At 61.0% G+C, this 26080-nt stretch carries 22 protein-coding genes and 1 pseudogene; 16 read left to right on the top strand and 7 right to left on the bottom strand.

Annotation, left to right across the window (positions count from 1 at the left end):
• Positions 1-3: 3 nt before the first annotated feature.
• From WHX55_RS24670 to gap, 5 genes are all read right to left on the bottom strand, one after another.
• Entirely contained in the window at positions 4-2595 is a 2592-nt protein-coding gene (locus tag WHX55_RS24670; protein ID WP_353741505.1) for a TonB-dependent receptor, read from the bottom strand.
• 122 nt (positions 2596-2717) lie between these two features.
• Positions 2718-3683: a FecR domain-containing protein gene (locus WHX55_RS24665; protein ID WP_150754434.1), complete on the bottom strand. Its 966-nt coding sequence runs from the start codon at positions 3681-3683 to the stop codon at positions 2718-2720.
• Positions 3684-3803: 120 nt separating this feature from the next.
• Positions 3804-4322, bottom strand: coding sequence for a sigma-70 family RNA polymerase sigma factor (locus tag WHX55_RS24660; RefSeq protein WP_150754433.1), 519 nt, complete (start codon positions 4320-4322; stop codon positions 3804-3806).
• 77 nt (positions 4323-4399) lie between these two features.
• Positions 4400-4864 (bottom strand): methylglyoxal synthase, encoded by a 465-nt coding sequence (locus WHX55_RS24655; RefSeq protein ID WP_057713543.1) that lies wholly within the window; start codon positions 4862-4864, stop codon positions 4400-4402.
• A 17-nt stretch (positions 4865-4881) separates the two neighbouring features.
• The gene (gene gap / locus WHX55_RS24650; RefSeq protein WP_150726688.1) at positions 4882-5883 is read right to left on the bottom strand and encodes a type I glyceraldehyde-3-phosphate dehydrogenase; all 1002 of its coding nucleotides are present in this window, start codon (positions 5881-5883) and stop codon (positions 4882-4884) included.
• A 220-nt stretch (positions 5884-6103) separates the two neighbouring features.
• On the opposite strand from gap, the gene edd reads away from it, so the two are divergent.
• From edd to WHX55_RS24590, 12 genes and pseudogenes are all read left to right on the top strand, one after another.
• A complete protein-coding gene (gene edd / locus WHX55_RS24645; protein ID WP_150757904.1) occupies positions 6104-7930 on the top strand; it encodes a phosphogluconate dehydratase in 1827 nt (608 codons plus the stop codon).
• Complete coding sequence (locus tag WHX55_RS24640) at positions 7927-8886, top strand: glucokinase (protein ID WP_150754431.1); 960 nt, start codon at positions 7927-7929, stop codon at positions 8884-8886. The genes edd and WHX55_RS24640 overlap by 4 nt, the downstream gene beginning before the upstream one ends.
• Positions 8887-9072: 186 nt before the next feature.
• On the top strand, positions 9073-9804 hold the full coding sequence (locus tag WHX55_RS24635; protein ID WP_353741504.1) for a response regulator transcription factor: 732 nt from the start codon (positions 9073-9075) through the stop codon (positions 9802-9804).
• Positions 9794-11263 (top strand): ATP-binding protein, encoded by a 1470-nt coding sequence (locus WHX55_RS24630; protein ID WP_353741503.1) that lies wholly within the window; start codon positions 9794-9796, stop codon positions 11261-11263. Before WHX55_RS24635 ends, WHX55_RS24630 begins: the two co-directional genes overlap by 11 nt.
• 228 nt (positions 11264-11491) lie before the next feature.
• The gene (locus WHX55_RS24625; RefSeq protein WP_353741502.1) at positions 11492-12751 is read left to right on the top strand and encodes an AGE family epimerase/isomerase; all 1260 of its coding nucleotides are present in this window, start codon (positions 11492-11494) and stop codon (positions 12749-12751) included.
• Between the two features lie 117 nt (positions 12752-12868).
• Positions 12869-14167, top strand: coding sequence for an ABC transporter substrate-binding protein (locus WHX55_RS24620; protein WP_353741501.1), 1299 nt, complete (start codon positions 12869-12871; stop codon positions 14165-14167).
• Positions 14168-14360: 193 nt separating this feature from the next.
• The gene (locus tag WHX55_RS24615; protein ID WP_008032969.1) at positions 14361-15269 is read left to right on the top strand and encodes a sugar ABC transporter permease; all 909 of its coding nucleotides are present in this window, start codon (positions 14361-14363) and stop codon (positions 15267-15269) included.
• Positions 15262-16107: a carbohydrate ABC transporter permease gene (locus WHX55_RS24610; protein ID WP_007974434.1), complete on the top strand. Its 846-nt coding sequence runs from the start codon at positions 15262-15264 to the stop codon at positions 16105-16107. Before WHX55_RS24615 ends, WHX55_RS24610 begins: the two co-directional genes overlap by 8 nt.
• Positions 16108-16111: 4 nt before the next feature.
• On the top strand, positions 16112-17272 hold the full coding sequence (locus tag WHX55_RS24605; protein ID WP_151213932.1) for an ABC transporter ATP-binding protein: 1161 nt from the start codon (positions 16112-16114) through the stop codon (positions 17270-17272).
• 12 nt (positions 17273-17284) lie between these two features.
• Positions 17285-17374 (top strand): annotated as a pseudogene (locus WHX55_RS24600) (metal ABC transporter ATP-binding protein); the annotation flags it as partial.
• Positions 17375-17464: 90 nt separating this feature from the next.
• Entirely contained in the window at positions 17465-18811 is a 1347-nt protein-coding gene (locus WHX55_RS24595; RefSeq protein WP_150726680.1) for a carbohydrate porin, read from the top strand.
• A 113-nt stretch (positions 18812-18924) separates the two neighbouring features.
• On the top strand, positions 18925-19779 hold the full coding sequence (locus tag WHX55_RS24590; protein WP_151213933.1) for a D-hexose-6-phosphate mutarotase: 855 nt from the start codon (positions 18925-18927) through the stop codon (positions 19777-19779).
• A 149-nt stretch (positions 19780-19928) separates the two neighbouring features.
• On the opposite strand, the gene WHX55_RS24585 is transcribed toward WHX55_RS24590, so the two are convergent.
• Positions 19929-20789, bottom strand: a complete 861-nt coding sequence (locus WHX55_RS24585) for a MurR/RpiR family transcriptional regulator (protein WP_170948639.1) — start codon at positions 20787-20789, stop codon at positions 19929-19931.
• A 228-nt stretch (positions 20790-21017) separates the two neighbouring features.
• Between WHX55_RS24585 and zwf the strand changes: the two genes are divergently transcribed.
• The 4 genes from zwf to WHX55_RS24565 all read left to right on the top strand — a co-directional run bounded on the left by zwf (position 21018) and on the right by WHX55_RS24565 (position 24890).
• Positions 21018-22487 carry a glucose-6-phosphate dehydrogenase gene (gene zwf, locus WHX55_RS24580; RefSeq protein WP_150726678.1) on the top strand — a complete coding sequence of 490 codons (1470 nt, stop codon included), beginning with the start codon at positions 21018-21020 and terminating at the stop codon, positions 22485-22487.
• Entirely contained in the window at positions 22474-23187 is a 714-nt protein-coding gene (pgl, locus tag WHX55_RS24575; protein ID WP_151213934.1) for a 6-phosphogluconolactonase, read from the top strand. Before zwf ends, pgl begins: the two co-directional genes overlap by 14 nt.
• A 17-nt stretch (positions 23188-23204) precedes the next feature.
• A complete protein-coding gene (locus WHX55_RS24570) occupies positions 23205-23870 on the top strand; it encodes a bifunctional 4-hydroxy-2-oxoglutarate aldolase/2-dehydro-3-deoxy-phosphogluconate aldolase (RefSeq protein ID WP_353741500.1) in 666 nt (221 codons plus the stop codon).
• A gap of 294 nt (positions 23871-24164) precedes the next feature.
• The gene (locus WHX55_RS24565) at positions 24165-24890 is read left to right on the top strand and encodes an intradiol ring-cleavage dioxygenase (protein WP_353741499.1); all 726 of its coding nucleotides are present in this window, start codon (positions 24165-24167) and stop codon (positions 24888-24890) included.
• Between the two features lie 2 nt (positions 24891-24892).
• Here WHX55_RS24565 and WHX55_RS24560 read toward each other — a convergent pair whose 3' ends face one another.
• Positions 24893-26074, bottom strand: coding sequence for an aminotransferase class V-fold PLP-dependent enzyme (locus WHX55_RS24560; RefSeq protein WP_353741498.1), 1182 nt, complete (start codon positions 26072-26074; stop codon positions 24893-24895).
• Positions 26075-26080 lie beyond the last annotated feature (6 nt).

Below are 26080 nucleotides of genomic sequence, written 5' to 3'. Positions count from 1 at the left end.
GGATCAGATATCCCAGATCAGGTTGACCGCAAAGTTGCGACCCGGCTGGGTCAGGCGATCGAGGTTGGCCGGTTGGGTCACCGAGGCTTCGCCGACGCTGTCGTAGCCGCGCACGTCATCCCACAGCCAGTATTTCTTGTCGGTGAGGTTGTAGACGCCGCCGCTGACGGTCACGTCGTCGGTCACTTTGTAGAACGCACTCAGGTCCAGAATGCCGAAACCGGGGGTCTTGAACTGGGTGCTGGTGCCGTCCGGGGTTTTGAAACTGGTGCTGTCGACGCGGTCCTTCTTCTTCACCAGCGTCCAGCTGAGCAAGCCGCCGTAGGTGTCCTGGTCGTAGCCGAGGCCGAATACGCCGGTCAGCGGGTTGACGCTGTTGAGCGGCTCGCCGTTGTCGTCGTTGCGCCCATAGGCATAGGCCACCGAGCCCTGGGTGTAGAGGCCTTGCGGCGCGCCGAAGGCGTCGAGGTTCAGACGGCCCTTGACCTCGGCACCCTTGATGGTGGCGTGCTTGATGTTGTTGCTCTGGAACGTCAGCTCGTCGTAACCCGGGGTAACGGCGTCTTCGTTAATGAAGTCGCGGTACTTGTTGTAGAACACAGCCACGTCAAACGAGCCCTGCTCGAAGTTGCCGCGCAAACCCGTCTCGTAGCTTTTGCTTTTTTCCGGCTCCAGGTTCGGGTTCGGCTCCACGCGGTAGCCGGTGGTAGTGTTTTCGAAACGGCCGTATAACGCCTTGGCGGTCGGGGTACGGAACCCTTCGGCGTATTGGCCGTACCAGGTGTAGTTGTCGGTCAGGGCGTAGGTCAGGCCGAACTTGGGCGAGACTTTATGCCAGGTCTTGTTGTCTTCGCTGACGATGCCGCGACCGTCGGCGGCCACGGTGTTGAGGAACTCCTGGGTGACGTGTGGTTTGAGCTCGGTGTAGTCGTAGCGCAGACCGGGCAGGAAAGTCCATTTGTTCCAGCTGATCTCGTCCTGGGCAAACAGGCTGTAGGTGTTGATGGTCGGGTCCGGGAAGTCCGTGGCCTTCTTCAACACGTCGCTCGGGCTTACCGCGCCGATGGCGGTGCAACCACGACCGACTTGCAGGCAGGTGCCGTTGCCGCTACGCGAGCCGGTGACTTTCTGCTGCTTGATGGTGGTGCCGTAGGTCAACAGGTGCTCGGTGTCGGCAATGCTGAAGCTTTTATCCAGTTGGGCGTCAAAGACCCACTGCTTTTCTTCGTAGATCGTGTCCCGGGTGCGCAGCACTTTGCGGGTGACCGGGAAGTAGACCTCTTCGGTACTCTGATCGGTCTTGGCGATTTGGTGGTTCAGGCTCCACTTGACGTTGTCCACCAGCAGGCTGTCGAGGGCGAAGCTGTGTTCCAGGCCGAAGCGCTCACGGGTGATGGTGTCGTTACCAGTACGCGACTGGTACATGCCGCCGGGCAGCACATTGGCGGGAATGGTCGGCTGGCCAGCGAAGAACGGGCCACCGTAGGCGCTTTTCTGGTCGGTGTCGCGGTCGTCCTTGTACTTCTCGTAAACCAGGCCCAGACGCGCATCGTCTTTATAGTCCCAGCCGAGTTTGGCCAGCACGTTGGTGGCGCGCACGTCTTCCGGATTGGCCGCAGTGCGGGCCAGGCCGGTGCCATTGTTGTTGCCGTAGGATTCGGTTTCGTGGCCGTCGCGCTGGCTGAAGTGCAGCAAGCCGTCGAACTGTCCGGCGCGGCCGGCGACAGTGGCGGACTTGAGCCAGCTCTCATCGGCCGAGCTGTAGCCGGTCTTCAGGCGTGCGCCGAAGTCCTGGCCTGGCTTGATGATGTCGTCAGGGTCGAGGGTGAAATAGCTGACCGCGCCGCCGATGGCGTTGCTGCCATACAGCACTGAGGCCGGACCGCGGAGGATTTCCACGCGTTTGACGATTTCCGGGTCGACGTAGTTGCGTTGGGTCTTGGCGTAGGGGCCGTTGAAGAAACCATCCGGGATTTCCACCCCATCGACCTGGGTCAGAATCCGGTCGCCGTCGATGCCACGGATGTTGTAGCCACTGATCCCGCCACGGGTGCCGGTGCCACCCACCGAAACACCCGGCTCGTAACGCACCAGATCCTTGATGGTATTGACGTTGTTGCGGTCCAGTTCCTCACGAGTGTGTACGGTGACAGTGGCTGGCACGCTGTCCACGGACTGTTCCTGCCGCGTGGCGCTGATGGTCACCTGTTGCAGGTTGAGCGTGCTGCTACCACTGCGCTTTTCCAGCACGATGCTGTTGTTGCCCATTTTGCGATAGCCCAGGTTGGTCCCCACCAACAGGCGCTCCAGGGCTTTCTCCGGTGACAGCGAACCGCGTACTCCCGGCGAGGCCACACCTTGTGCCAGCTCCGACGACACGCCGACCTGCCAGCCCGTCACGGCGGTAAAGGCATTGAGTGCCGACACCAGTGATTGCTGGGGAATGGCGAACGAGTAGTCGCCCATTTTGCGGGTCGACTGCTCGGTGGCGGTGGCGGCCATGAGCGGTGCGGTACCGGCCATCAGGATGGCAGCGGTCAGCAGCGACAGCACGCGGGAGGGTGAAGGGGCTTGGCGGGTAAGGCGAGGGGACATCGATAGCGCTCCGTGTCGCACGAATCTTTATAGGTGCTGATCGGCATGGTGAGATGCGAATCAATTGCATTGGCTATAACGAGACGTACGGGGTTTGGCTATCGAGTAAAAATAATTCTCATTCAGTTCAAGATGACCAGCGCCGGGAATTCCTGGAGCCGGGCCGAGGTGATGTGTGCCAGGGAGCGAACCACGTCCAGCGGCTGATCGAGGCGGTAGTTGCCCGTTACGGTGATATCGGCCAACTGTTCATTGTTGTTGATGATCCAGCCCGGGTAGTAGCGGCGAAGTTCTGCCAGCACCTGGTTCAACGGGCAGTTTTCGAACACCAGGCGTCCCTGGACCCACGCCAGGTCGGTGGCGGCATCCAGCTTGGCCGGCCGGTCGAAGCCGTTGGGACCGATGCGAATGCTTTCCCCGGCGGACAAGCGCACCCGCGCATCATCCCGGGTGGCGCGCAAGTCGACATCGCCGCGTTGCACCCGCACCTGCGCCACACCGTCGAGGTAGCGCACGGCAAACGCGGTATCGCGAACGCTGGCCGTGACGGGGCCGGCGTCGATTTCCAGTGGTTGGCCGCGATTGGCCTGCACTTCGAAAAACGCTTCGCCCTGATACAGGCGGGCAACACGTTGCTGGTCGTTGATGGTGCTTGAGAACGCCGAATTGGTATTGAGCAAAACCCTGGAACCGTCCTCCAGTTGCAGGCGCTGACGCTCGCCGACCACGGTCAGGTGATCGGCCTGCAGGCGCATTGGCAAACTGCTGAAACTGAACAGCCCGAGCAGCAGCACGGCGGCGGTGGCCAGTGGTTTCCAGTGCGGACGCAGACGGGCGAGGACAGTGACTTTCGCCGGACGGGCGGCCAGGCTTTGCGCGCATTGCGCCACTTGCGGGCCGTCCCAGATCGCCTGGGCCTTGGCGAACGCCTGGGCATTCAACGGATCGGCGTCGAGCCATGCATGGAATTGGCGGCTCTGCTCCTCGTCGGGACTGCCAAGCACGATCAGCCAGTCCAGGGCCTGGTCCATCGCGCTTGCGGGGTCCTGCGCCGATGAAGGCTCAGGGGAGCGGTGGTTGTCCGTCACGGTGTTTCCTCGGCAGTGTCTGTGCACAGCTGTTTTTTTAGTGAAGCGTAAAAGTGGGCCAAGGGTAGCAAAGCCCGATGATCAGCGCAGTCGGTCCAGATAAGCGCAGGGCCTTGGCGCTCAGTTGGCGTTCAAGCGATCGGCAACCCCGATGCAGATCGACATGATCAATTTGAGTTCTTTCTGCACGGTGCTGAGGGACACGTTCAGCTCGTCGGCGATTTCCTGGTAGCTGTGCCCGTGCAGGCGGCTGAGGATGAAAATTCGCTGTTGGCGGGCGCTGAGTTCACTGAGGCTCACGTTCAGGCGCTCCAGCAATTGTTCGGCGTGGGCGGCGTCTTCGGCGCTGCTGGTGGGGGCGGCGACGCTGTGCATCACCTCCTGCGGCACGTCCTCGACCATGGTGCGCGAATGGATGCGCCGCGCGCGCAAATGGTCCAGCGCCAGGTTGCGCGCCGTCTGGAAGACAAAGGGTTCAAGATGATCGATGGCCCGTTCGCTCAATGCACGGGTCACCCGCAGGTAGGTTTCCTGTAGGAGGTCTTCAGCAGTGCTGTGATTGTTGACCATCCGTTCCAGCGTGCGCAGCAGGGAGGTGCGCTGGGCGAGGAAAACGTGGTTGAAGCGCGACTGACTCACGGGAGAACCTGATCCATTTCGAGTAGATGATAATGCTTATCATCTACTCGAGTGGTCAAGTACTGATTTGTGAAGCTTTATGCGCGACCCTGCAAATAGGTGGCGTAATCGGGAATCCGATGGAGGTGCGCCTGATCCATCAGCGGGCTGCTGAGCAGATAGTCGGCGCTGCATTCGTTGCACGCCACCGGGATGTTCCACACCGCCGCGACCCGCAGCAATGCCTTGATATCCGGGTCGTGGGGCTGGGGTTCGAACGGGTCCCAGAAAAACACCAGCATGTCGACCCGCTGCTCGGCGATTTGCGCACCGAGCTGTTGGTCGCCGCCCAGTGGCCCGCTGATCATGCTTTGCACCGGCAGGTCGAGGCGTTGTTGCAACAACAACCCCGTGGTGCCGGTGGCGACCAGATCATGCTGGGCCAGTCTGTCTTTTTGCCGTTCGGCCCAGTCCAGCAAGAACACCTTGCAGTGGTCATGGGCGACCAGGGCGATACGCTTGCGCGCCGCCATGGTCTTTTGCGTAAAGCTGATGCCGATCATCGATGGTTGCTCCGGGCTTATTCAGCGTTGCACAGCGCCAGGCAGTTATCGAGCATGCGGTTGGAGAAGCCCCATTCGTTGTCGTACCACGCCAGTACCTTGAGCAGCTTGCCGGTGGATTTGGTGTGGTTGGCGTCGAAGATCGACGATAGCGGGTTGTGGTTGAAGTCGCTGGAGACCAGCGGCAGGGTGTTGTACCCAAGGATCTTCGAGTGCTGGCTGGCTTCTTTCATCAGCGCATTGACTTCCTCTGCGCTGGCTTCTTTTTTCAGATGCACCGTCAGGTCCACCAGCGACACATTGATCACCGGGACGCGCACCGACATGCCGGTCAATTTGCCCGCCAGTTCCGGCAGCACCAGGCCCACCGCTTCAGCAGCACCGGTCTTGCTCGGGATCATGTTCTGGGTGGCCGAACGGGCGCGGTACGGATCGACGTGATAGACGTCGGTCAGGTGCTGATCGTTGGTGTAGGCGTGGATGGTGGTCATCAGGCCGCTTTCGATTCCCAGCTCGCGATGCAGCACCTGGGCCACCGGGGCCAGGCAGTTGGTGGTGCACGACGCGTTGGAAATGATCTGGTGCGATTGGCGCAGAATGTCGTGGTTCACCCCGTAAACGACGGTGGCGTCGGCGCCTTTGGCCGGGGCCGAGATGATCACTTTGCGCGCGCCGGCCGTAATATGCGCGGCGGCCTTGGCCCGGTCGGTGAACAGACCGGTGCATTCGAACACCACATCAATCTTTTCCGCGGCCCAGGGCAGGTCGGCCGGGTTGCGGATGGCGCTGACCGAAATGCGGTCGCCGTTGACCGTCAGGCTCTCCTGATCGTGCTGGACATCGGCATCGAACGTGCCGTGAACGGTGTCGTACTTGAGCAGATGAGCATTGATCGCGCTGTCGCCCAGGTCGTTGATGGCGACGATCTGCAGATCCTGACGGTAGCCCTGGGTATAGAGTGCGCGCAGGACATTACGGCCGATGCGGCCAAAACCATTGATTGCGATTCGAAGAGTCATAGTGCGGCGCTACCGTCGTTTTGTTGTTGGAATTACAAGATTATTCGTAAAAAAATAGAAAACAAGCCTTTTTGATGGCAATATTTTGTTCGATCTACAACGAGTGACCTGAATCAACTGGTCCGAATGGTCAAATAAACCGTCTGTCATCCCATCGACACCGGCCTTTGATCAGCATAGACAATCAGGTCGCCACATCCGTTAGCCTGGAGTTCTACACATGCATCCCCGCGTCCTTGAGGTCACTGAACGGCTTATCGCCCGCAGCCGCGCCACGCGTGAGGCCTACCTTGCATTGATCCGCGGTGCGGCCAGCGACGGTCCGATGCGCGGCAAGCTGCAATGCGCCAACTTCGCCCATGGCGTGGCCGGTTGCGGCAGCGACGACAAGCACAGCCTGCGGATGATGAACTCCGCGAACATCGCGATAGTTTCGTCATATAACGACATGCTCTCGGCGCACCAGCCGTACGAAGTCTTTCCCGAACTGATCAAGAAAGCCTTGCGCGAGATCGGCTCCGTCGGCCAGTTCGCCGGTGGCACCCCGGCCATGTGCGATGGCGTGACCCAGGGCGAGCCGGGCATGGAGCTGAGCCTGCCGAGCCGCGAAGTGATCGCGTTGTCCACGGCCGTGGCGCTGTCCCACAACATGTTCGACGGCGCGCTGCTGCTCGGCATCTGCGACAAGATCGTGCCGGGCCTGATGATGGGCGCGTTGCGCTTCGGCCATCTGCCGATGATCTTCGTGCCGGGCGGGCCGATGGTCTCGGGTATTTCCAACAAGCAGAAAGCCGATGTGCGCCAGAAGTACGCCGAAGGCAAGGCGACCCGCGAAGAGCTGCTGGAATCGGAGATGAAGTCCTACCACAGCCCTGGCACCTGCACCTTCTACGGCACCGCCAACACCAACCAGTTGCTGATGGAAGTCATGGGCCTGCACCTGCCGGGCGCGTCCTTCGTCAACCCGAACACGCCATTGCGCGACGCCTTGACCCGCGAAGCGGCACACCAGGTCACGCGCCTGACCAAGCAGAATGGCGACTACATCCCGATCGGCGAAATCGTCGACGAGCGTTCGCTGGTCAACTCGATTGTCGCGCTGCACGCCACCGGCGGCTCGACCAACCACACCCTGCACATGCCGGCCATCGCCATGGCGGCGGGCATTCAGTTGACCTGGCAGGACATGGCCGACCTCTCCGAAGTCGTGCCGACCCTGAGCCACGTCTACCCGAACGGCAAAGCCGACATCAACCACTTCCAGGCAGCGGGCGGCATGTCGTTCCTGATTCGCGAACTGCTGGAAGCCGGGTTGCTCCACGAAAACGTCAACACCGTGATGGGCCACGGCTTGAGCCGCTACACCCAGGAGCCGTTCCTCGACAATGGCCAGCTGGTCTGGCGTGAAGGCGTGACCGACAGCCTCGATGAAAGCATCCTGCGCCCAGTCGCCCGCGCGTTCTCGGCAGAGGGTGGCCTGCGGGTGATGGAAGGCAACCTCGGTCGTGGCGTGATGAAAGTCTCCGCCGTAGCCGTGGAAAACCAGATCGTCGAAGCCCCGGCCATGGTGTTCCAGGATCAGCAGGACCTGGCCGATGCATTCAAGGCCGGTTTGCTGGAAAAGGATTTTGTCGCGGTGATGCGCTTCCAGGGCCCGCGCTCCAATGGCATGCCGGAGTTGCACAAGATGACGCCGTTCCTCGGCGTGTTGCAGGATCGCGGCTTTAAAGTCGCGCTGGTGACCGACGGGCGCATGTCCGGCGCATCAGGGAAAATCCCGGCGGCCATTCATGTCAGCCCCGAAGCTTACGTAGGCGGCGCTTTGGCGCGGGTGCAAGAGGGCGATATCATCCGCGTCGATGGCGTCAAAGGCACCCTGGAGCTTAAGGTGGACGCCGAAGAATTTGCAGCGCGCACACCGGCCAAGGGCCTGTTGGGTAACAACATCGGCACCGGTCGCGAGCTGTTCGGTTTCATGCGCATGGCCTTCAGCTCGGCGGAGCAGGGCGCCAGCGCCTTTACTTCTGCCCTGGAGACGCTTAATTGAAACTGGCTTTGGTCGGTGACATCGGTGGGACCAACGCACGTTTCGCGTTGTGGAAAAACCAGCAACTGGAATCGGTCCAGGTGCTGGCGACAGCAGATTTCCCCAGCCCGGAGGAGGCAATCAGCCTCTACCTCAATGGCCTGGGGCTGGCGCCGGGTTCGATCGGTTCGGTGTGCCTGTCGGTGGCGGGCCCCGTGAGTGGTGATGAATTCAAGTTCACCAACAATCACTGGCGCCTGAGCCGCAAGGGCTTTTGCCAGACCTTGCAGGTGGATCAGCTGTTGCTGGTCAATGACTTCTCGGCCATGGCCCTGGGCATGACCCGTTTGCAGCCCGGCGAATTCCGCGTGGTCTGCGAAGGTACGCCGGAGCCATTGCGCCCGGCGGTGGTGATTGGCCCGGGTACGGGTTTGGGCGTCGGCACCTTGCTCGATCTGGGCGAGGGTCGTTTTGCCGCGTTGCCAGGGGAGGGCGGTCACGTCGATCTGCCATTGAGCAGTCCGCGTGAAACCCAACTCTGGCAGCACATCTTCAACGAAATTGGCCATGTCAGTGCAGAGACAGCCCTGAGCGGTGGCGGCTTGCCTCGCGTCTACCGGGCGATCTGTGCTGTGGATGGGCACACACCGGTGCTCGACACGCCGGAAGCGATTACTGCTGCCGGGCTGGCGGGCGACCCGATTGCCGTGGAAGTGCTTGAGCAGTTCTGCTGCTGGCTCGGTCGCGTGGCCGGCAACAACGTGCTGACCACCGGTGGGCGCGGTGGCGTGTACATCGTTGGCGGGGTGATTCCTCGGTTTGCCGATTTCTTCCTCGAAAGCGGCTTCGCCCGGTGCTTCGCCGACAAGGGTTGCATGAGCGATTACTTCAAGGGGATTCCGGTGTGGCTGGTGACGGCGCCGTACTCGGGATTGATGGGTGCGGGTGTGGCGCTGGAGCAATCAATCCCCGCTTGAAACCCGATTACCTGTAGGAGCGAGCCTGCTCGCGATGGACGTCAACGATAACGCGTGCTTTCTGAATGCACGCGGTGCCTTCAAGTCCATCGCGAGCAGGCTCGCTCCTACAGTAGTTTTGTGGTGTTTGTAGAGTCAGCGCATAAGGCATAATCCGCCCAATTCAAACAACAAGGACGCCGCCCCGTGAGCTCAGTCAACAAGTCGATTTTGTTGGTCGATGACGATCAAGAGATACGCGAGTTGCTGGATACCTACCTGACCCGTGCCGGTTTCCAGGTGCGTACCACGCCCGACGGTGCCGGCTTTCGCCAGGCGCTGAACGAGGCGCCGAGTGATCTGGTGATCCTTGATGTGATGTTGCCCGACGAGGACGGCTTCAGCCTGTGCCGCTGGATTCGCCAGCATCCGCGTCAGGCGCAGGTGCCGATCATCATGCTCACTGCCAGTTCCGACGAAGCCGACCGTGTCATCGGCCTGGAACTGGGTGCCGACGATTACCTCGGCAAACCGTTCAGCCCACGGGAATTGCAGGCGCGGATCAAGGCGTTGCTGCGTCGCGCGCAGTTCGGTCAGGAGCGTAGTGGCGGCGAGGTGCTGGCCTTCGATGACTGGCGGCTGGACATGGTCAGCCATCGGCTGTTCCACATCGACGGTGAAGAGGTGATTCTCTCGGGGGCCGACTTTGCGCTGCTGAAGCTGTTCCTCGATCACCCGCAGGAAATCCTCGACCGCGACACCATTGGCAACGCCACCCGAGGGCGGGACCTGATGCCGCTCGACCGCATTGTCGACATGGCGGTCAGTCGTTTGCGCCAGCGTCTGCGCGACACGGAAAAACCGCCACGGCTGATTCGTACCGTGCGCGGCAGCGGCTACCAACTGGCAGCCAACGTGGTTGCCGGCAATGGTCACTGAGTCTTTGCGCAATCTCGCCGCCAGGGTGCCAATGCCGCGTTCGCTGCTCGGGCGGATGTTGCTGTTGACCTTGCTGGCCGTGCTTTTCGCCCAGGCGTTGTCGAGCGTGATCTGGGTGTCGCAACTGCGTGCCACGCAGCTTGAAGGCCTGGTCACCAGTGCCCGCAGCCTGGCTCATTCGATGACGGCCAGCGTCAGTTATTTCCGTTCGTTGCCAGTGGCGTATCGCCCCTTGGTGCTCGATCAGTTGCGCAGCATGGGCGGCACCCGGTTCGTGGTGACGCTCAACGACAAACCCCTGGGCATGGAAGTGCTACCCATCACCCCGCGCAAAGAGGCGGTGCTCAAAGCGGTGGACGAAGTGCTGCGCCAGTCACTCGGCCAGGACACGGTCATCTCGGTCACCTTCGTCAGCCCGGAAGACCTGCGCATCTTCAATGGCGGCCTGAAGCTCGATGAGTTGCCACGCTCCTGGGCGCACTACGCGTTGACCCTGGAGCCGGTGAATCCGCCGGTGCTGGTCACGCAGATCCAGATGGCGCCGGGCGAATGGCTGTACATCGCTTCGTTGTTGCCCGAGCCCTACACCAGTCTTGAAGAGCAGGGCCTGCCGGCGCAGCAGGTGTGGTTCATCGTCCTGACCAGCAGCTTTTTGCTGTTGTTCATCGGCCTGCTGGTGCACTGGCAGAGTCGGCCGCTCAAGCGCCTGGCGCGGGCGGCGCGGGACCTGTCGTTGGGGGCCGACGTGGAACCGGTGGCGGAGGGCGGCGGCAGCGAAGTGGTCGAGGTCGGGCGCGCCTTCAACACCATGCGCGAGCGCATCAGCCGTTACCTGACCGAGCGCAGCCAGTTGTTCAGCGCCATTTCCCACGACTTGCGCACGCCGATCACCCGCCTGCGCCTGCGGGTTGAATTGCTCGAAGACGAAACACTGCAAGCCAAGTTCGGGCGTGATCTGGACGAGCTCGAGTTGCTGGTCAAGGGCGCGCTGCAATGCGTGAAAGACACCGACATCCACGAGAACATCGAGCCGGTGGACCTCAACCATGTGCTCGATTGTTTGGTGGAGCCGTACCTTGCCCCCAATGGCAACGGCCGCGTGACCCAGCAAGGGCGGGCACTGGCGGCGTACCCGGGCAAACCGCTGGCGCTCAAGCGCTGCATCGGCAACCTGATCGACAATGCGTTGAAGTACGGGCAGAACGCGCACTTGCACATCGATGACGATGAAAGCGCGTTCATCCTGCATGTCGATGATGAAGGGCCGGGCGTGCCGGAGCAGCGCCTGGAGCAGGTGTTCGAACCGCACTTCCGCCTGGCCGGGCAACAGCAGGGTTATGGCTTGGGGCTGGGGATTGCCCGCAACATTGCCCATAGCCATGGCGGTGAGGTGAGTTTGCAGAATTTGCGTGAGGGCGGATTGCGGGTGACCCTGCAGTTGCCTCGCAGCGTTGACTAGTCAGACCGCGTTATCGTTCTTCGCGAGCAGGCTCGCTCCCACATTGGATTTGTGTACGACGCAGACCTCCTGTGGGAGCGAGCCTGCTCGCGAAGGCGTCAGATCATTCAACACATCCCTCAAGGTAAATGTCACAGCCCGGTGACATAACCCACCCCCTTCGTTACATGCCTGCCTTCCCCCGTTGTTTATGCTGCCCCACAGTCATAACAACAAAAAAGGTACGCCATGGACACCTTCCAACCGGCCTTCAGCAGTTGGCTGAACGCACCTGCCCATCAGCAATGGCTCGCCACCGAGGGCTTGCGCCTGCTGGCCTTCGCCAAGGCTTCGAAACTGCCTGAAGGCTTCGGCAACCTCGATGAAAAAGGCCGCCTCGCGGCTGATGCGCAAGCCCAGACCATGAACACCGCGCGCATGACCCACAGCTTCGCCATGGCCCATATTCAGGGCTTGCCGGGTTTTGCCGAACTGGTCGATCACGGGGTTGCCGCCCTGCGCGGACCATTGCGTGATGCACTGCATGGTGGCTGGTTCGCGGCTGCCGAACATCGCGACGGTAATACCGGCAAGAATGCCTACCTGCACGCTTTCGTCGCGCTGGCCGCCAGTTCTGCGGTGGTCGCGCAGCGTCCCGGTGCACAAGCCTTGCTCGATGATGCGATCGATATCATCGACACTTATTTCTGGAGCGAAGAAGACGGTGCGATGCGCGAATCCTTCAACCGCGACTGGAGCGAAGAGGAGGCGTACCGGGGCGCCAACAGCAACATGCACGCCACCGAAGCCTTCCTTGCCCTGGCCGATGTCACCGATGACAACCGTTGGCTGAGCCGTGCCCAACGGATTGTCGAGCGGGTGATCCATGGTCACGCCGCTGCCAACGATTACCTGGTGATCGAGCATTTCGATCGCGACTGGCAGCCGCTGCGGGACTACAACCACGACAATCCGGCCGACGGCTTCCGCCCCTACGGCACCACCCCGGGCCATGGTTTCGAGTGGGCGCGGCTGTTGCTGCACCTCGAGGCGTCGCGGGTGAAGGCCGGGATGCTCACGCCGGGCTGGCTTGTCACCGACGCGCAAAAACTGTTCGAGCACAATTGCCTCCACGGCTGGGATGTCGATGGCGCGCCGGGCATCGTCTACACCCTCGACTGGGACAACAAAGCGGTGGTCCGCCATCGCCTGCACTGGACCCATTGCGAAGCCAGCGCCGCCGCCAGTGCCTTGCTCAAACGCACCGGGGATGAACAATACGAACACTGGTACCGATTGTTCTGGGAGTTCTGTGACAGTCATTTCATCGACCGCGGCGATGGCAGCTGGCATCACGAACTCGACCCTCTGAACCGCCCGAGTGCCGATATCTGGCCCGGCAAACCCGACCTTTACCACGCCTGGCAAGCCGTGCTGATTCCGCGCCTGGCGCTGGCACCGAGCATGGCCACGGCGCTGGCGCAGCTGTCCCAGAGCGGTTCTATGTAACCATGCGGTGACACTCGCGCATCCCTTCGTTACCTGCGAGGGGATATCCCCTGTTTAGAATCTTATGCAGCGCAAGCAACAGACTTGCATGCATAACAACAAGAAAGGTGCTCCTAGATGAATGCGATTTCTCGCCTCGCTACTGTCATTTCTCTCGCTTCCCTGTCTGCACTCCCTCTCAGTGTCCTGGCCGCCGAATCCAAAGGTTCCGTTGAAGTCGTTCACTGGTGGACTTCCGGTGGTGAAAAAGCAGCGGTCGATGTCCTGAAAGCTCAAGTCGAAAAAGACGGCTTCACCTGGAAGGACGGCGCAGTCGCCGGTGGTGGCGGTTCCACGGCCATGACCGTACTCAAAAGTCGCGCCGTAGCCGGCAACCCGCCGGGCGTTGCACAGATCAAGGGACCGGACATCCAGGAGTGGGGCAGCACCGGCCTGCTCAGCACCGACGCGTTGAAAGAAGTATCCAAGTCCGAAAACTGGGATGGCCTGCTGTCGAAGAAAGTCTCCGACACCGTGAAGTACGAAGGTGACTACGTCGCCGTGCCGGTGAACATCCACCGCGTCAACTGGCTGTGGATCAACCCGCAAGTGTTCAAGAAAGCCGGGATCGAAAAAGCCCCGACCACCCTCGAAGAATTCTATGCCGCCGGCGACAAGCTCAAGGCCGCCGGTTTCATCGCGCTCGCCCACGGCGGTCAGCCTTGGCAGGACAGCACCGTGTTCGAAGACGTGGTGCTCTCGGTCATGGGTGCTGACGGCTACAAGAAAGCCCTGGTCGACCTGGACCAGAAAACCCTGTCCGGCCCGGAGATGACCAAGTCCTTCACCGAGCTGAAAAAGATCACCACCTACATGGACCCGAACCGTGCCGGTCGTGACTGGAACATCGCCGCCGCCGAAGTCATCAACGGCAAGGCCGGCATGCAGATGATGGGCGACTGGGCAAAAAGCGAATGGACTGCGGCGAAGAAAGTCGCGGGCAAGGACTACCAGTGCATAGCGTTCCCGGGCACTGAAAAAGCCTTCACCTACAACATTGACTCCCTGGCGGTGTTCAAGCTCAAAGCCGATCGCAAGGGCGACATCGCTGCCCAGCAAGACCTGGCCAAGGTCGCATTGGGTACCGACTTCCAGAAAGTCTTCAGCATGAACAAGGGTTCGATCCCGGTGCGTAACGACATGCTGAACGAAATGGACAAGCTCGGCTTCGACGAGTGCGCGCAGAAGTCGGCCAAGGACTTCATCGCGGACGACAAGACCGGCGGCCTGCAACCGAGCATGGCGCACAACATGGCCACCTCCCTGGCGGTGCAAGGCGCGATTTTCGATGTGGTCACCAACTTCATGAACGACAAGGATGCTGACCCGGCCAAGGCCAGCGCCCAACTGGCCTCGGCTGTCAAAGCTGCCCAGTAATTCGTGATCGGCCGCAGGCAGGTCCTGCGGCAAACCCCAGAGAGAGCTCCGTCCCATTGTGGGAGCGAGCTTGCTCGCGATAGCGGTGTAACAGGCGACATTTGTGTTGAATGTCAGTCAGCTATCGCGAGCAAGCTCGCTCCCACAGGGTGGAACTCTGTCCGGATTTCACTTCTTCACCTGGATTATCCCGATGAGCTCTGTGGCGGTTTTCAGCAAAGCCTCACCGTTCGATGCGCTGCAACGCTGGCTACCCAAGTTGGTACTGGCGCCGAGCATGCTGATCGTGTTGGTTGGTTTCTACGGTTACATCATCTGGACGTTCATTCTGTCCTTCACCAACTCCAGCTTCATGCCGAGCTACAAGTGGGTCGGCCTGCAGCAATACATGCGCCTGATGGACAACGACCGCTGGTGGGTCGCGAGCAAGAACCTCGCGCTGTTCGGTGGCATGTTCATCGGCATCAGCCTGGTGCTGGGTGTGTTCCTCGCGGTGCTGCTGGACCAGCGCATTCGCAAGGAAGGCTTCATCCGCACCGTCTACCTGTACCCGATGGCGCTGTCGATGATCGTCACCGGTACCGCGTGGAAATGGCTGCTCAACCCAGGCCTGGGCCTGGACAAGATGCTGCGTGACTGGGGCTGGGAGGGCTTTCGTCTCGACTGGTTGGTGGATCAGGATCGCGTCGTCTACTGCCTGGTGATCGCTGCCGTGTGGCAAGCCTCCGGGTTTGTCATGGCGATGTTCCTCGCCGGTCTGCGCGGTGTCGATCAATCGATCATCCGTGCCGCGCAAGTCGACGGGGCGAGCCTGCCGACCATCTACCTGAAGATCGTCCTGCCGAGCCTGCGCCCGGTGTTCTTCAGTGCCTTCATGATCCTCGCGCACATCGCGATCAAGAGCTTCGACCTGGTCGCGGCGATGACCGCGGGCGGTCCGGGTTACTCCTCCGACCTACCGGCGATGTTCATGTATTCCTTCACCTTCAGCCGTGGCCAGATGGGCATCGGTTCGGCCAGCGCCATGCTGATGCTCGGCGCCGTGCTGACCATCCTCGTGCCGTACCTGTACTCCGAGCTGCGAGGCAAACGCCATGACTAATCAACTCGGAAAATCGGGTATCAGTTTCAGCCGCATCGCGATCTACGCCACCTTGCTGTTGGCAGCGGCGGTGTACCTGATCCCGCTGGTGGTGATGCTGCTGACCAGTTTCAAATCCCCGGAAGACATCCGTACCGGCAACCTGTTGAGCTGGCCGACCGTGATTGACGGCATCGGCTGGATCAAGGCCTGGGACGTGGTCGGCGGCTACTTCTGGAACTCGGTGAAGATCACCGTGCCGGCGGTGCTGATTTCCACGTTCATTGGTGCGATGAACGGCTACGTGCTGTCGATGTGGCGCTTCCGTGGTTCGCAACTGTTCTTCGGGCTGCTGCTGTTCGGCTGCTTCCTGCCGTTCCAGACCGTGCTGTTGCCGGCCTCGTTCACCCTCGGCAAGTTCGGCCTGGCCAACACCACCACCGGCCTGGTGCTGGTGCACGTGGTCTACGGCCTGGCGTTCACCACGCTGTTCTTCCGCAACTACTACGTGAGCATTCCGGATGCGCTGGTCAAGGCCGCAAGGCTCGATGGCGCGGGCTTCTTCACGATCTTCCTGAAGATCCTGCTGCCGATGTCGATCCCGATCGTGATGGTCTGCCTGATCTGGCAGTTCACCCAGATCTGGAACGACTTCCTGTTCGGCGTGGTGTTCGCCAGTGGCGACGCACAGCCAATTACCGTGGCCCTGAACAACCTGGTCAACACCAGCACCGGGGCCAAGGAATACAACGTTGATATGGCCGCCGCGATGATCGCCGGGCTGCCGACACTGCTGGTCTACATATTCGCTGGCAAGTATTTCCTGCGTGGGCTGACGTCCGGCGCGGTCAAGGGGTAGAAACATGGCAACTCTCGAATTACGCAACGTCAACAAGACCTACGGCCCCGGCTTGCCGGACACCCTGAAAAACATCGAACTGAAAATCGATGACGGTGAGTTCCTGATCCTGGTCGGCCCGTCGGGCTGCGGCAAGTCGACCTTGATGAACTGCATCGCCGGCCTGGAAACCATCAGCGGCGGCGCGATCCTGGTGGATGACGCCGACATCAGCGGCATGAGCCCCAAGGATCGCGACATCGCCATGGTGTTCCAGTCCTACGCGCTGTACCCGACCATGAGCGTGCGCGACAACATCGCGTTCGGCCTGAAGATCCGCAAAATGCCGACCGCGGAAATCGACGAAGAAGTCGCTCGGGTTTCCAAGCTGTTGCAGATCGAACACCTGCTCAGCCGCAAGCCCGGCCAGCTTTCCGGCGGCCAGCAACAGCGCGTGGCGATGGGTCGCGCCTTGGCACGGCGGCCGAAGATTTACCTGTTCGACGAACCGCTGTCCAACCTCGACGCCAAGCTGCGGGTCGAGATGCGCACCGAAATGAAACTGATGCACCAACGCCTGAAAACCACCACGGTCTACGTGACCCACGACCAGATCGAAGCCATGACCCTGGGCGACAAAGTGGCGGTGATGAAGGACGGGATCATCCAGCAGTTCGGCACACCGAAAGACATCTACAACAACCCGGCCAACCTGTTCGTGGCGAGCTTCATCGGTTCGCCGCCGATGAACTTCATCCCGCTGCGCCTGCAGCGCAAGGACGGTCGTCTGCTGGCGCTGCTCGACAGCGGCCAGGCCCGTTGCGAACTGCCACTGGGCATGCAGGACGCCGGTCTCGAAGACCGCGAAGTGATCCTCGGCATGCGCCCTGAGCAGATCATCCTGGCCAACGGCGAAGCCAATGGTTTGCCGACCATTCGTGCCGAAGTCCAGGTCACTGAACCGACCGGTCCCGACACCCTGGTCTTCGTCAACCTCAACGACACCAAGGTCTGCTGCCGCCTGGCGCCGGACGTGGCGCCGGCGGTGGGCGAGACCCTGACCCTGCAATTCGATCCGGCGAAAGTGCTGCTGTTTGATGCGAAAACGGGTGAGCGACTGGGGGTCGCTGGCGTAGCGAAAACCGAAACACACGCTGACAACGTCGCACAATTCAAAGGCCGCTGAAGATCAAGAAATGTGGGAGCGGGCTTGCTCGCGAAAGCGGTGGATCAGTCGACATCTGCATTGAATGGCACACCGCATTCGCGAGCAAGCCCGCTCCCACAGGGGGATATGCGTCGGGTGGAGACATCCGTCGCAACTGATGTAACCGCGTTGGAAAAGAAAAGTTAATAACAATAAAACGAGGAAGTAGGGATGAAGATGAAGAACAAGGCCCGGTTGATCTGCCAGGTTTCAGCAGCGGCAGCACTGGTTCTGGCCGGCAATGCGATGGCCGATGAAGCGTTCAGCTCCGACTCCAAGTGGATGACGGGCGACTGGGGGGGCGAGCGTACCAAGCTGATCGAGCAAGGCATCGACATCAAGATGGACTACGTCGGTGAAGTCGGTGGCAACCTCAACGGCGGCTTCAACGATGACAAGACCGCGCGCTACGCCGACCAGTTTGGCCTGGGCGCGGCGCTGGACCTGGAGAAACTGTTCGGCTGGGATAACACCCAGGCCAAGATCCAGCTCACCAACCGTAACGGTGAGAACATCTCCAACGACCGTATCGGCGATCCGCGTGCCGGCACTTTGAGTTCCTCCCAGGAAGTCTATGGTCGCGGCCACATGGTCCGTCTGACACAGTTGTGGATTCAGCATCAGTTTTTCGACAACAAACTGGACGTAAAAGCCGGTTACTTCGGTGAAGGTGAAGACTTCAACACCTTCCCGTGCGAATTCCAGAACCTGGCGTTCTGCGGATCCCAGGTGGGTAACTGGGCGACCAATATCTGGTACAACTGGCCGGTCAGCCAGGCGGCGATCCGCGTGAAGTACAACATCAATGACGAGCTCTACGCACAGATCGGCGCGTACAACCAGAACACGTCGCAACTGGAGCACGGTAACGGCTTCAAGCTCAGCGGCAGTGGCACCAATGGCACCGTCCTGCCGGTCGAGTTGGTCTGGTCGCCGAAGGTCAACAACCTGCCGGGTGAATACCGTGTCGGTTACTACAAAAGTACCTCTGATGCCGACGACGTTCTCGAGGACGACAACGGCCAGAACGCCGCGACCACCGGCAACCCTTATCGCGTCCACGATAGCAAGCACGGCTACTGGTTCGTCGCGCAGCAGCAACTCACAAGCCACAATGGCGATGCTTCCCGTGGTCTGAACATCGCGGCCAATGCCACGTTCCACGACAAGGACACCAACTTCATCGACAACTACCAGTCGCTGATGTTCGTGTACAAGGGCCCGTTCGACGCGCGTCCGAAGGATGACGTGGGCATCGGTTTCGCCCGTATCCATGTCAACGATGACGTGAAGAAAAACGCCGAACTGACCAACGTCGCCAACGGTGTTTCGGAATACGACAATCCGTTGTTCTCGCCCATTCGTGAAACTGAATACAACTACGAGATCAACTACGGCTTCCACGTGACCAACTGGCTGACCGTACGTCCCAACCTGCAATACGTCACGCACCCGGGTGGTGTGGATGAAGTCGACAACGCGCTGGTGGCTGGCCTGAAAATTCAGTCGGTGTTCTAACGCGTCTGCGATAAGCTTCTCTCCATGTGCGCATATTTGCGGACAGCCATGGCTGTCCGCTTTTTTTTGCGGGCCGCGCACCCCGGTGACAGTTGATTTCAGGACCGTGGCACATGCTTGAGCATCCGCTACAACGCTTCTTCAAATCCTTGCGCGAGCGTCCGGTGTTCGCCTGGGAGCGCTATCAGACGCGCGATGTGCTGGTGATCGATCATCCGCTGTGTCAGGCGGTGTTCAGCCGTCAGGGCGCGCAGCTGTTGCACTTCCAGCCCAAGGGCCAGAAACCCTGGCTGTGGTGCGCGGCGAAGTGGCCGCAGGTCGGCGCCATTCGTGGCGGCGTGCCGGTGTGTTGGCCGTGGTATGGCCGGCATCCGAGCGAAAACGCCTGGCCTTCCCATGGCTGGGCACGGTTGCTCGACTGGAAGCTGCTCGACAGCACCAGTGACGACGATGGCGTGCGATTGCACTGGCAACTGAAGCTGTGCGACTGGCAGGTGGACCTGCACGCGCACCTGGGTGAGCGCATGGAACTGCGCCTGAGCACTGAGCATCAGGACGACATGCCGTGCCAGTTGAGCCAGGCTTTGCATGCTTACTGGCGTATTGGCGATGTCAGTGAGATAGCGCTGTCTGGGCTCGAGGGGGCGCAGGGTTACGACCAGTTGAGCCGGCAGGTTTGTCAGCAGGAAGGCGAGTTACGCGTGGACGGCGGATGCCAGCGGGTGTTCCAGCATGACGGCGAATTGCAGCTCAACGACCACGCCTGGCAGCGGGCGTTGTGCATTGATACCGGGGATACGGCCGACACGGTGGTGTGGCATCCCGGCTCGCGGCCATTGCTCGGCGTGACCTGGAACGAGATATCCGAATTTGTCTGTGTGGAAGCGGCGAGTGGAGGCACCGACAGCCTGTGCCTTGCACCTGGGGAGCGGGCGCATTTGAGTTTGCAGGCGCGGGTGGGGGTTTAGTTCAAGGGCGGTTGTGTCTGGACTGCCGTCATCGCGAGCAAGCTCGCTCCCACAGGTTCAATGGCGGTCGCAGGTATTGTGCTCGACGCGGACATTGTGGGAGCGGGCTTGCCCGCGATGAGGCCGGACCGGTCAACGGAGATTTCGGATCAGTTGAACTCATCCCCAACCGGATACCGGCTGGCATTCAAGCTCTCCTTGATCTTGCGCAAATGCGGCTGGAAATCCACGCCCCGGCGCAAGGTCATGCCGGTGGCGAGCACGTCCAGCACGGTCAGCTGGATGATCCGCGACGTCATCGGCATGTAGATGTCAGTGTCCTCCGGCAGCGGGATGTTCAGGCTCAGGGTGCTGGCCTTGGCCAGTGGCGAGTTCTCGGCGGTCAGGCCAAGCACCGAGGCGCCATTTTCCCGGGCGATGCGCGCCACTTCCACCAGTTCGCGGGTGCGGCCGGTGTAGGAAATGATCACGAACAGCTCGCCGGTATGGGCCACCGAGGCAATCATGCGCTGCATCAGCACATCCGCATGGGCCGTGACGGCGAGGTTGAAACGGAAGAACTTGTGCTGCGCATCCAGTGCCACCGGTGCCGAGGCGCCGAGGCCGAAGAAGTGGATCTGCCGGGCCTGGATCAGCAGGTCGACGGCGCGGCTGATCAGGTTCGGATCCAGTGCCTGGCAAGCGCTGTCCAGCGAGGCAATGGCGCTGCCGAAGATCTTCTGGGTATAGGCCTCCGGATTGTCATCGGCCTCCACCGCACGGCTGACATAGGCGGCGCCACTGGCCAGGCTCTGGGCCAGTTGCAGTTTGAGCTCGGGGTAGCCGCTGACGCCGAACGAACGGCAGAAACGGTTGACCGTCGGTTCGCTGACCGAAGCGGCCTGGGCGAGGGCGGCGATGCTGAAGCGGGTGGCCTGCTGCGGGTTGAGCAGGATCACCTCGGCGACTTTGCGTTCGGCCTTGTTCAGCTCTTCAAGGCGATTCTGGATTTGCTCCAGTAAATTTCGCACGCGGTCCATATAAGTTTCCTTGATTCACCGGCACCGATAAGCGCGCGGCTAATGCAAAAAGGGCCTTTGGTGAGGCCCGTAACGGTGGCCTATCCTACTGATGGCTCCGACCGACCACCACTCGGAATCTGTATTTTGCGAAAATGTTGTGGTTATTACTACATTTTCCCTTGAGTGATGCCTTGAAAAAAGGTATTTGTAGCTTAACTTGATAAAAGAACAAACATCATGCTCTCGATTACGGTTGAACCGTGCACCTTTACCTTGTTCGGCGCCCTTGGCGATCTGGCCTTGCGCAAGCTGTTTCCTGCCCTTTATCAACTCGACGGCGCCGGCCTGTTGCACGAGGACACGCGAATCATCGCGCTGGCCCGTGAGCCGGGCAGCGAGCAGGAACACCTGGCGTTCATCACCTCCGAGCTGCGCCGCTATGTCGGTGCCAAAGAGCTGGACGAAGCCGTGGTCGAGCGCTTTCTGGCGCGCCTGAGCTACCTGCACGTCGACTTCCTCAACCCCGATGATTATGTGGCCCTGGCCGAATCCGCCGGCAGTTCGCAGCGGGTCATCGCCTACTTTGCGACCCCGGCCGCCGTGTATGGCGCGATTTGCGAGAACCTGGCCAAAGTCGGCCTGGCGCAAAACACCCGTGTGGTGCTGGAAAAGCCCATCGGTTCGGACCTGGAATCCTCGCGCAAGGTCAACGACTCCGTAGCGCAGTTCTTCCCGGAGAACCGCACCTACCGCATCGACCACTATCTGGGTAAAGAGACCGTCCAGAACCTGATCGCCCTGCGTTTCGCCAACAGCCTGTTCGAAACCCAGTGGAACCAGAACTACATTTCCCACGTGGAAATCACCGTGGCCGAGAAGGTCGGTATCGAAGGCCGCTGGGGTTACTTCGACAAGGCCGGCCAGCTGCGGGACATGATCCAGAATCACCTGCTGCAGTTGCTCTGCCTGATCGCCATGGACCCGCCGGCCGACCTGTCCGCCGACAGCATCCGCGACGAGAAGGTCAAAGTGCTCAAGGCCCTGGCGCCGATCAGCCCGGAAGGCCTGACCACTCAAGTGGTGCGCGGCCAGTACATCGCCGGCTACAGCGAAGGCAAAGCGGTACCGGGGTACCTGGAAGAACCCAACTCCAACACCCAGAGCGACACCGAAACCTTTGTCGCCCTGCGTGCCGACATCCGCAACTGGCGCTGGGCCGGCGTGCCGTTTTACCTGCGTACCGGCAAGCGCATGCCGCAGAAGCTGTCGCAGATCGTCATCCACTTCAAGGAACCGTCGCACTACATCTTCGCTCCCGAGCAGCGCCTGCAAATCAGCAACAAGCTGATTATCCGCCTGCAACCGGACGAAGGCATTTCCTTGCGTGTCATGACCAAAGACCAAGGCCTGGACAAGGGCATGCAGCTGCGCAGCGGTCCGTTGCAGCTGAATTTTTCCGACACCTGGAGCAGCGCACGGATTCCCGATGCCTACGAGCGGTTGTTGCTGGAAGTGATGCGCGGCAATCAGAACCTGTTTGTCCGTAAAGATGAAATCGAAGCCGCGTGGAAATGGTGTGACCAGTTGATCGCCGGGTGGAAAAAATCCGGTGATGCGCCCAAGCCGTACGCGGCCGGGTCCTGGGGGCCGATGAGCTCCATTGCACTGATTACGCGGGACGGGAGGTCGTGGTATGGCGATATCTGATTTGAAACTGCCGCAGGGCGTCAGCGCCCATGCATACAAGAGCCCGGTGCTGCTGGCTGAAAGCCTGGCACTGAACGTGGCGAAACAACTGAGCGACGCGATCGACGCCCAGGGCACTGCGACCCTGGTGGTTTCCGGTGGCCGCAGCCCGGTGGCGTTTTTCCAGCACCTGGCCAAGCAGACGCTGGACTGGTCGAGCGTGGTGGTCAGCTTGGCCGATGAGCGCTGGGTGCCGGTGGAGCATGCCGACAGCAACGCGGGTCTGATCAAGCGATATCTGTTGCAAGGTCCCGCGGCCAAGGCTCAATTCCTGAGCCTGTACAGCGCCAGTGCCAACCTTGAACAGGCGGCCGAGCAGGCTGACCGGTTGCTGTCCGAGCTGCCGGTGATCGATGTGCTGATTCTCGGCATGGGTGATGACGGCCACACCGCGTCGCTGTTCCCCAACAGCCCGAACCTTGCCGAGGCATTGCAGTCCGATGGCGTCCGTCGTTGCTGGCCGATGCTGGCGCCGACCGTGCCGCATCAGCGCCTGACCATGAGCCGCGCGCTGCTGGCCTCGGCCAAGCATAAGGTTCTATCGATTTCCGGTCAGTCCAAGCTGACCACCCTGAGTTTCGCGCTGGCCGGTGACGATGTCGCCGAAATGCCGGTGCGCGCATTTCTGCAACCCACGTTAGAGATTTACTGGTGCCCATGAGCCAAGGAACAGCCGCTATGACAAACCCATCCCCGACCGTTTCCATGGCGGACAAAGTTGCTCTGATCGACAGCATCTGCGCGAAAGCGCGGATTCTGCCGGTGATCACCATCGCCCGCGAGCAAGACGTTCTGCCGCTGGCTGACGCCCTCGCGGCCGGTGGACTGACGGCCCTGGAAGTGACCCTGCGCTCGCAATTCGGCCTCAAGGCCATCCAGATTCTGCGCGAGCAGCGTCCGGAGCTGGTGACCGGTGCCGGCACCGTGCTGGATCGCCACATGCTGGCGGCGGCGGAAGCGGCCGGCTCGCAATTCATCGTCACGCCGGGTATCACCCGTGATCTGCTGGACGCCAGCGTCGCCAGCCCGATTCCACTGTTGCCGGGCATCAGCAATGCCTCGGGCATCATGGAAGGCTATGGTCTGGGGTATCGCCGCTTCAAGCTGTTCCCGGCCGAAGTCAGCGGCGGCGTTGCAGCCATCAAGGCTTTGGGCGGCCCGTTCGGCGAAGTGAAATTCTGCCCGACCGGCGGCGTGGGACCTGCCAACATCAAGAGCTACATGGCGTTGAAAAACGTCATGTGCGTGGGCGGTAGCTGGATGCTTGATCCGGAGTGGATCAAGAACGGCGACTGGGCCCGCATTCAGGAATGCACCGCCGAGGCTTTGGCGCTGCTGGACTGATCGCTTCACCCTACACCTCGTTGTGTGTTCTACGGCTTTACGGTGCGCTTGGTCGGTGCACCGTTTTTTTTTGCCTGAAAGAAAGAGTCGTGCCCAGTTTGCCGGCTCGGCGCTTATCCCCTGTGGGAGCGAGCCTGCTCGCGAAGAGGGAGTGTCAGTCGATACTAATGTTGCCTGACACGCCGCCTTCGCGAGCAGGCTCGCTCCCACAGGGACACCATGCGATACATAGTTACCGCATGCCTGAAATCGGCCAGTGCTAGCCTGCGTCCATCTTATGGAAGAGAGAACGTCATGGACGCTACCACCTCAGATGCACCCGCTGCACCGGTTTACCTGCTGTCCCCCGAACAGATTGCCGGCCCGTACTTCCGCAACCCCAAACTGATCCGCAGAAACATCAGCGAAGGCGCCGAAGGCGTTCCGTTGGTGTTGCGGCTGACCATTGTCGATGCCATGACCGGTGAGCCGGTCCCCGATGCGCTGGTGGATATCTGGCACTGCAATGCCCGCGGTGCCTATTCGGGCTGGAGCAAGATCAACCCGGACGTCGAGGTCGATACCGGTGACATCGGCGCCGTCCCGCGCACCGATGACGATACCTACCTGCGCGGCGGGCAGTTCACCGACAAGTCGGGCATCGTGCGCTTTACCACGATCTATCCGGGTTTTTACGCCGGCCGCGCCTTGCACATTCACGTCGCCGTGCGCATCACGGCCGGTAACAACTATCTGCAAGAACGGCATGTCGCCTGGGTCGGACAGCTTTACCTGCCTGAGGTGACCTCGCGCTCGGTACTCGGCAGTCGACCGTACAGCGGCCGAGCCGTGCCGGTACTGACCAACGATCAGGACTTTTTCTATACAACCATGGGCGGTGAAGAATCGACCTTGAGCGTGCACACCCTGGGGCGGGATTCGGCCGAAGACGGATACTTCGGGCAGATGACGATCGGCATCGACACGTTCGCCGTGTCGACACAGATCAGGCCCGAGGACTTTGACAAATACACCGTCTGACGTCAGCCCAGTTCAGTCAGTGCCCTGGCCAACAAATCCATGTCGGCCGCCGTGGTGGTAAGCCCCGGTGTAATGCGGATGCACGGACCGCATGCCGCGCCACTGCGGGTCACGGTGAACAGGTTGTATTCATTGAGCAGGCGCTGAACCATGGTTTGCTGGTCGGTATGCCGGGTAAAACGCATCGAAGTGATGCCGCAATACAGGCGCGGGTCATCCGGAGTCAGGACTTCGACGCCCGGCAACCGCCGCGCCGCACCGACCCAGCGGTTGCGCAGATAATTGAGCCGCGCATCCTTGGCCGCAGCACCACCCATCGCCCAATGTTCTTCAAGCACCAGCGGCAGGGTCAGCAGCGCCGGGATGTTGGGGGTGCTGTACGAGGTACGGGCACGAATGTCAGTGGGCGGAAAATGCATCTCGCCCATGTCCGGGTCGATGTCGACCAGGCGTTCGGGAGCGATGTAGATAAAGCCGAGCGTCAGTGGTGCGCCGATCCACTTGTGCAGGTTGTAGCCGGCGAAGGCGATACCCAGTTCGGTCAGGTCGAATTCGAGTTGGCCGAGAGCATGGGCCCCGTCGAGGATGACATCGATGCCATGCTCCTTCGCAGCGGCTGCAATCGCCTGCACCGGCATCACCAGCCCCGTGCGATGGGTGACGTGGGTCAGGGCCATCAGCTTCAGCCGCGGATGCCGTGCGAAGGCTTCCCGATAGGTATTGAGCAGGCTGTCGAAGGTGGCCGGGTGTGCGTGTTCGATCTCGATCACTTCAACGCCGCGATTACGCGCCAGCCAGCGCATGGCGCCTTTGACCGTGTCGTATTCCAGATCGCAAACCAGTACCTGATCGCCGGGCTGCAGCCGGTTGTAGTTGCGGATCAGCGACTGCAAACCTTCCGAGGCGTTGCGGGTCAGGGCGATGCTGTCGGCGGGTACGCCAATCAGCCTGGCCAGTTGCGCGCGGATCTTCAGGCTGTCGCCCTGTTCGTAACGCTGGCGCACGTACACCGAATTGCTGCGGTTGATCAGCTCGATGTTGCGCTGGTATTCCTCGACCACCGTGCGCGACATGCGTGCGAAGTAACCGTTCTCCAGGTTGAGCGGGCCAGGTTCGACATCGTAGCGGTCGGCAAAGGTTTGCCAGACGGCTTCATCACGGGCGCGGCGGGTGTTGTCGGGCATGGGGTA

The sequence above is a fragment of the Pseudomonas fluorescens genome (genome assembly GCF_040448305.1).
GTDB lineage: Bacteria > Pseudomonadota > Gammaproteobacteria > Pseudomonadales > Pseudomonadaceae > Aquipseudomonas > Aquipseudomonas fluorescens_BH.
Note: the sequence above shows the minus strand (reverse complement) of the source record. Positions and strands in the feature narration are given on the sequence as shown.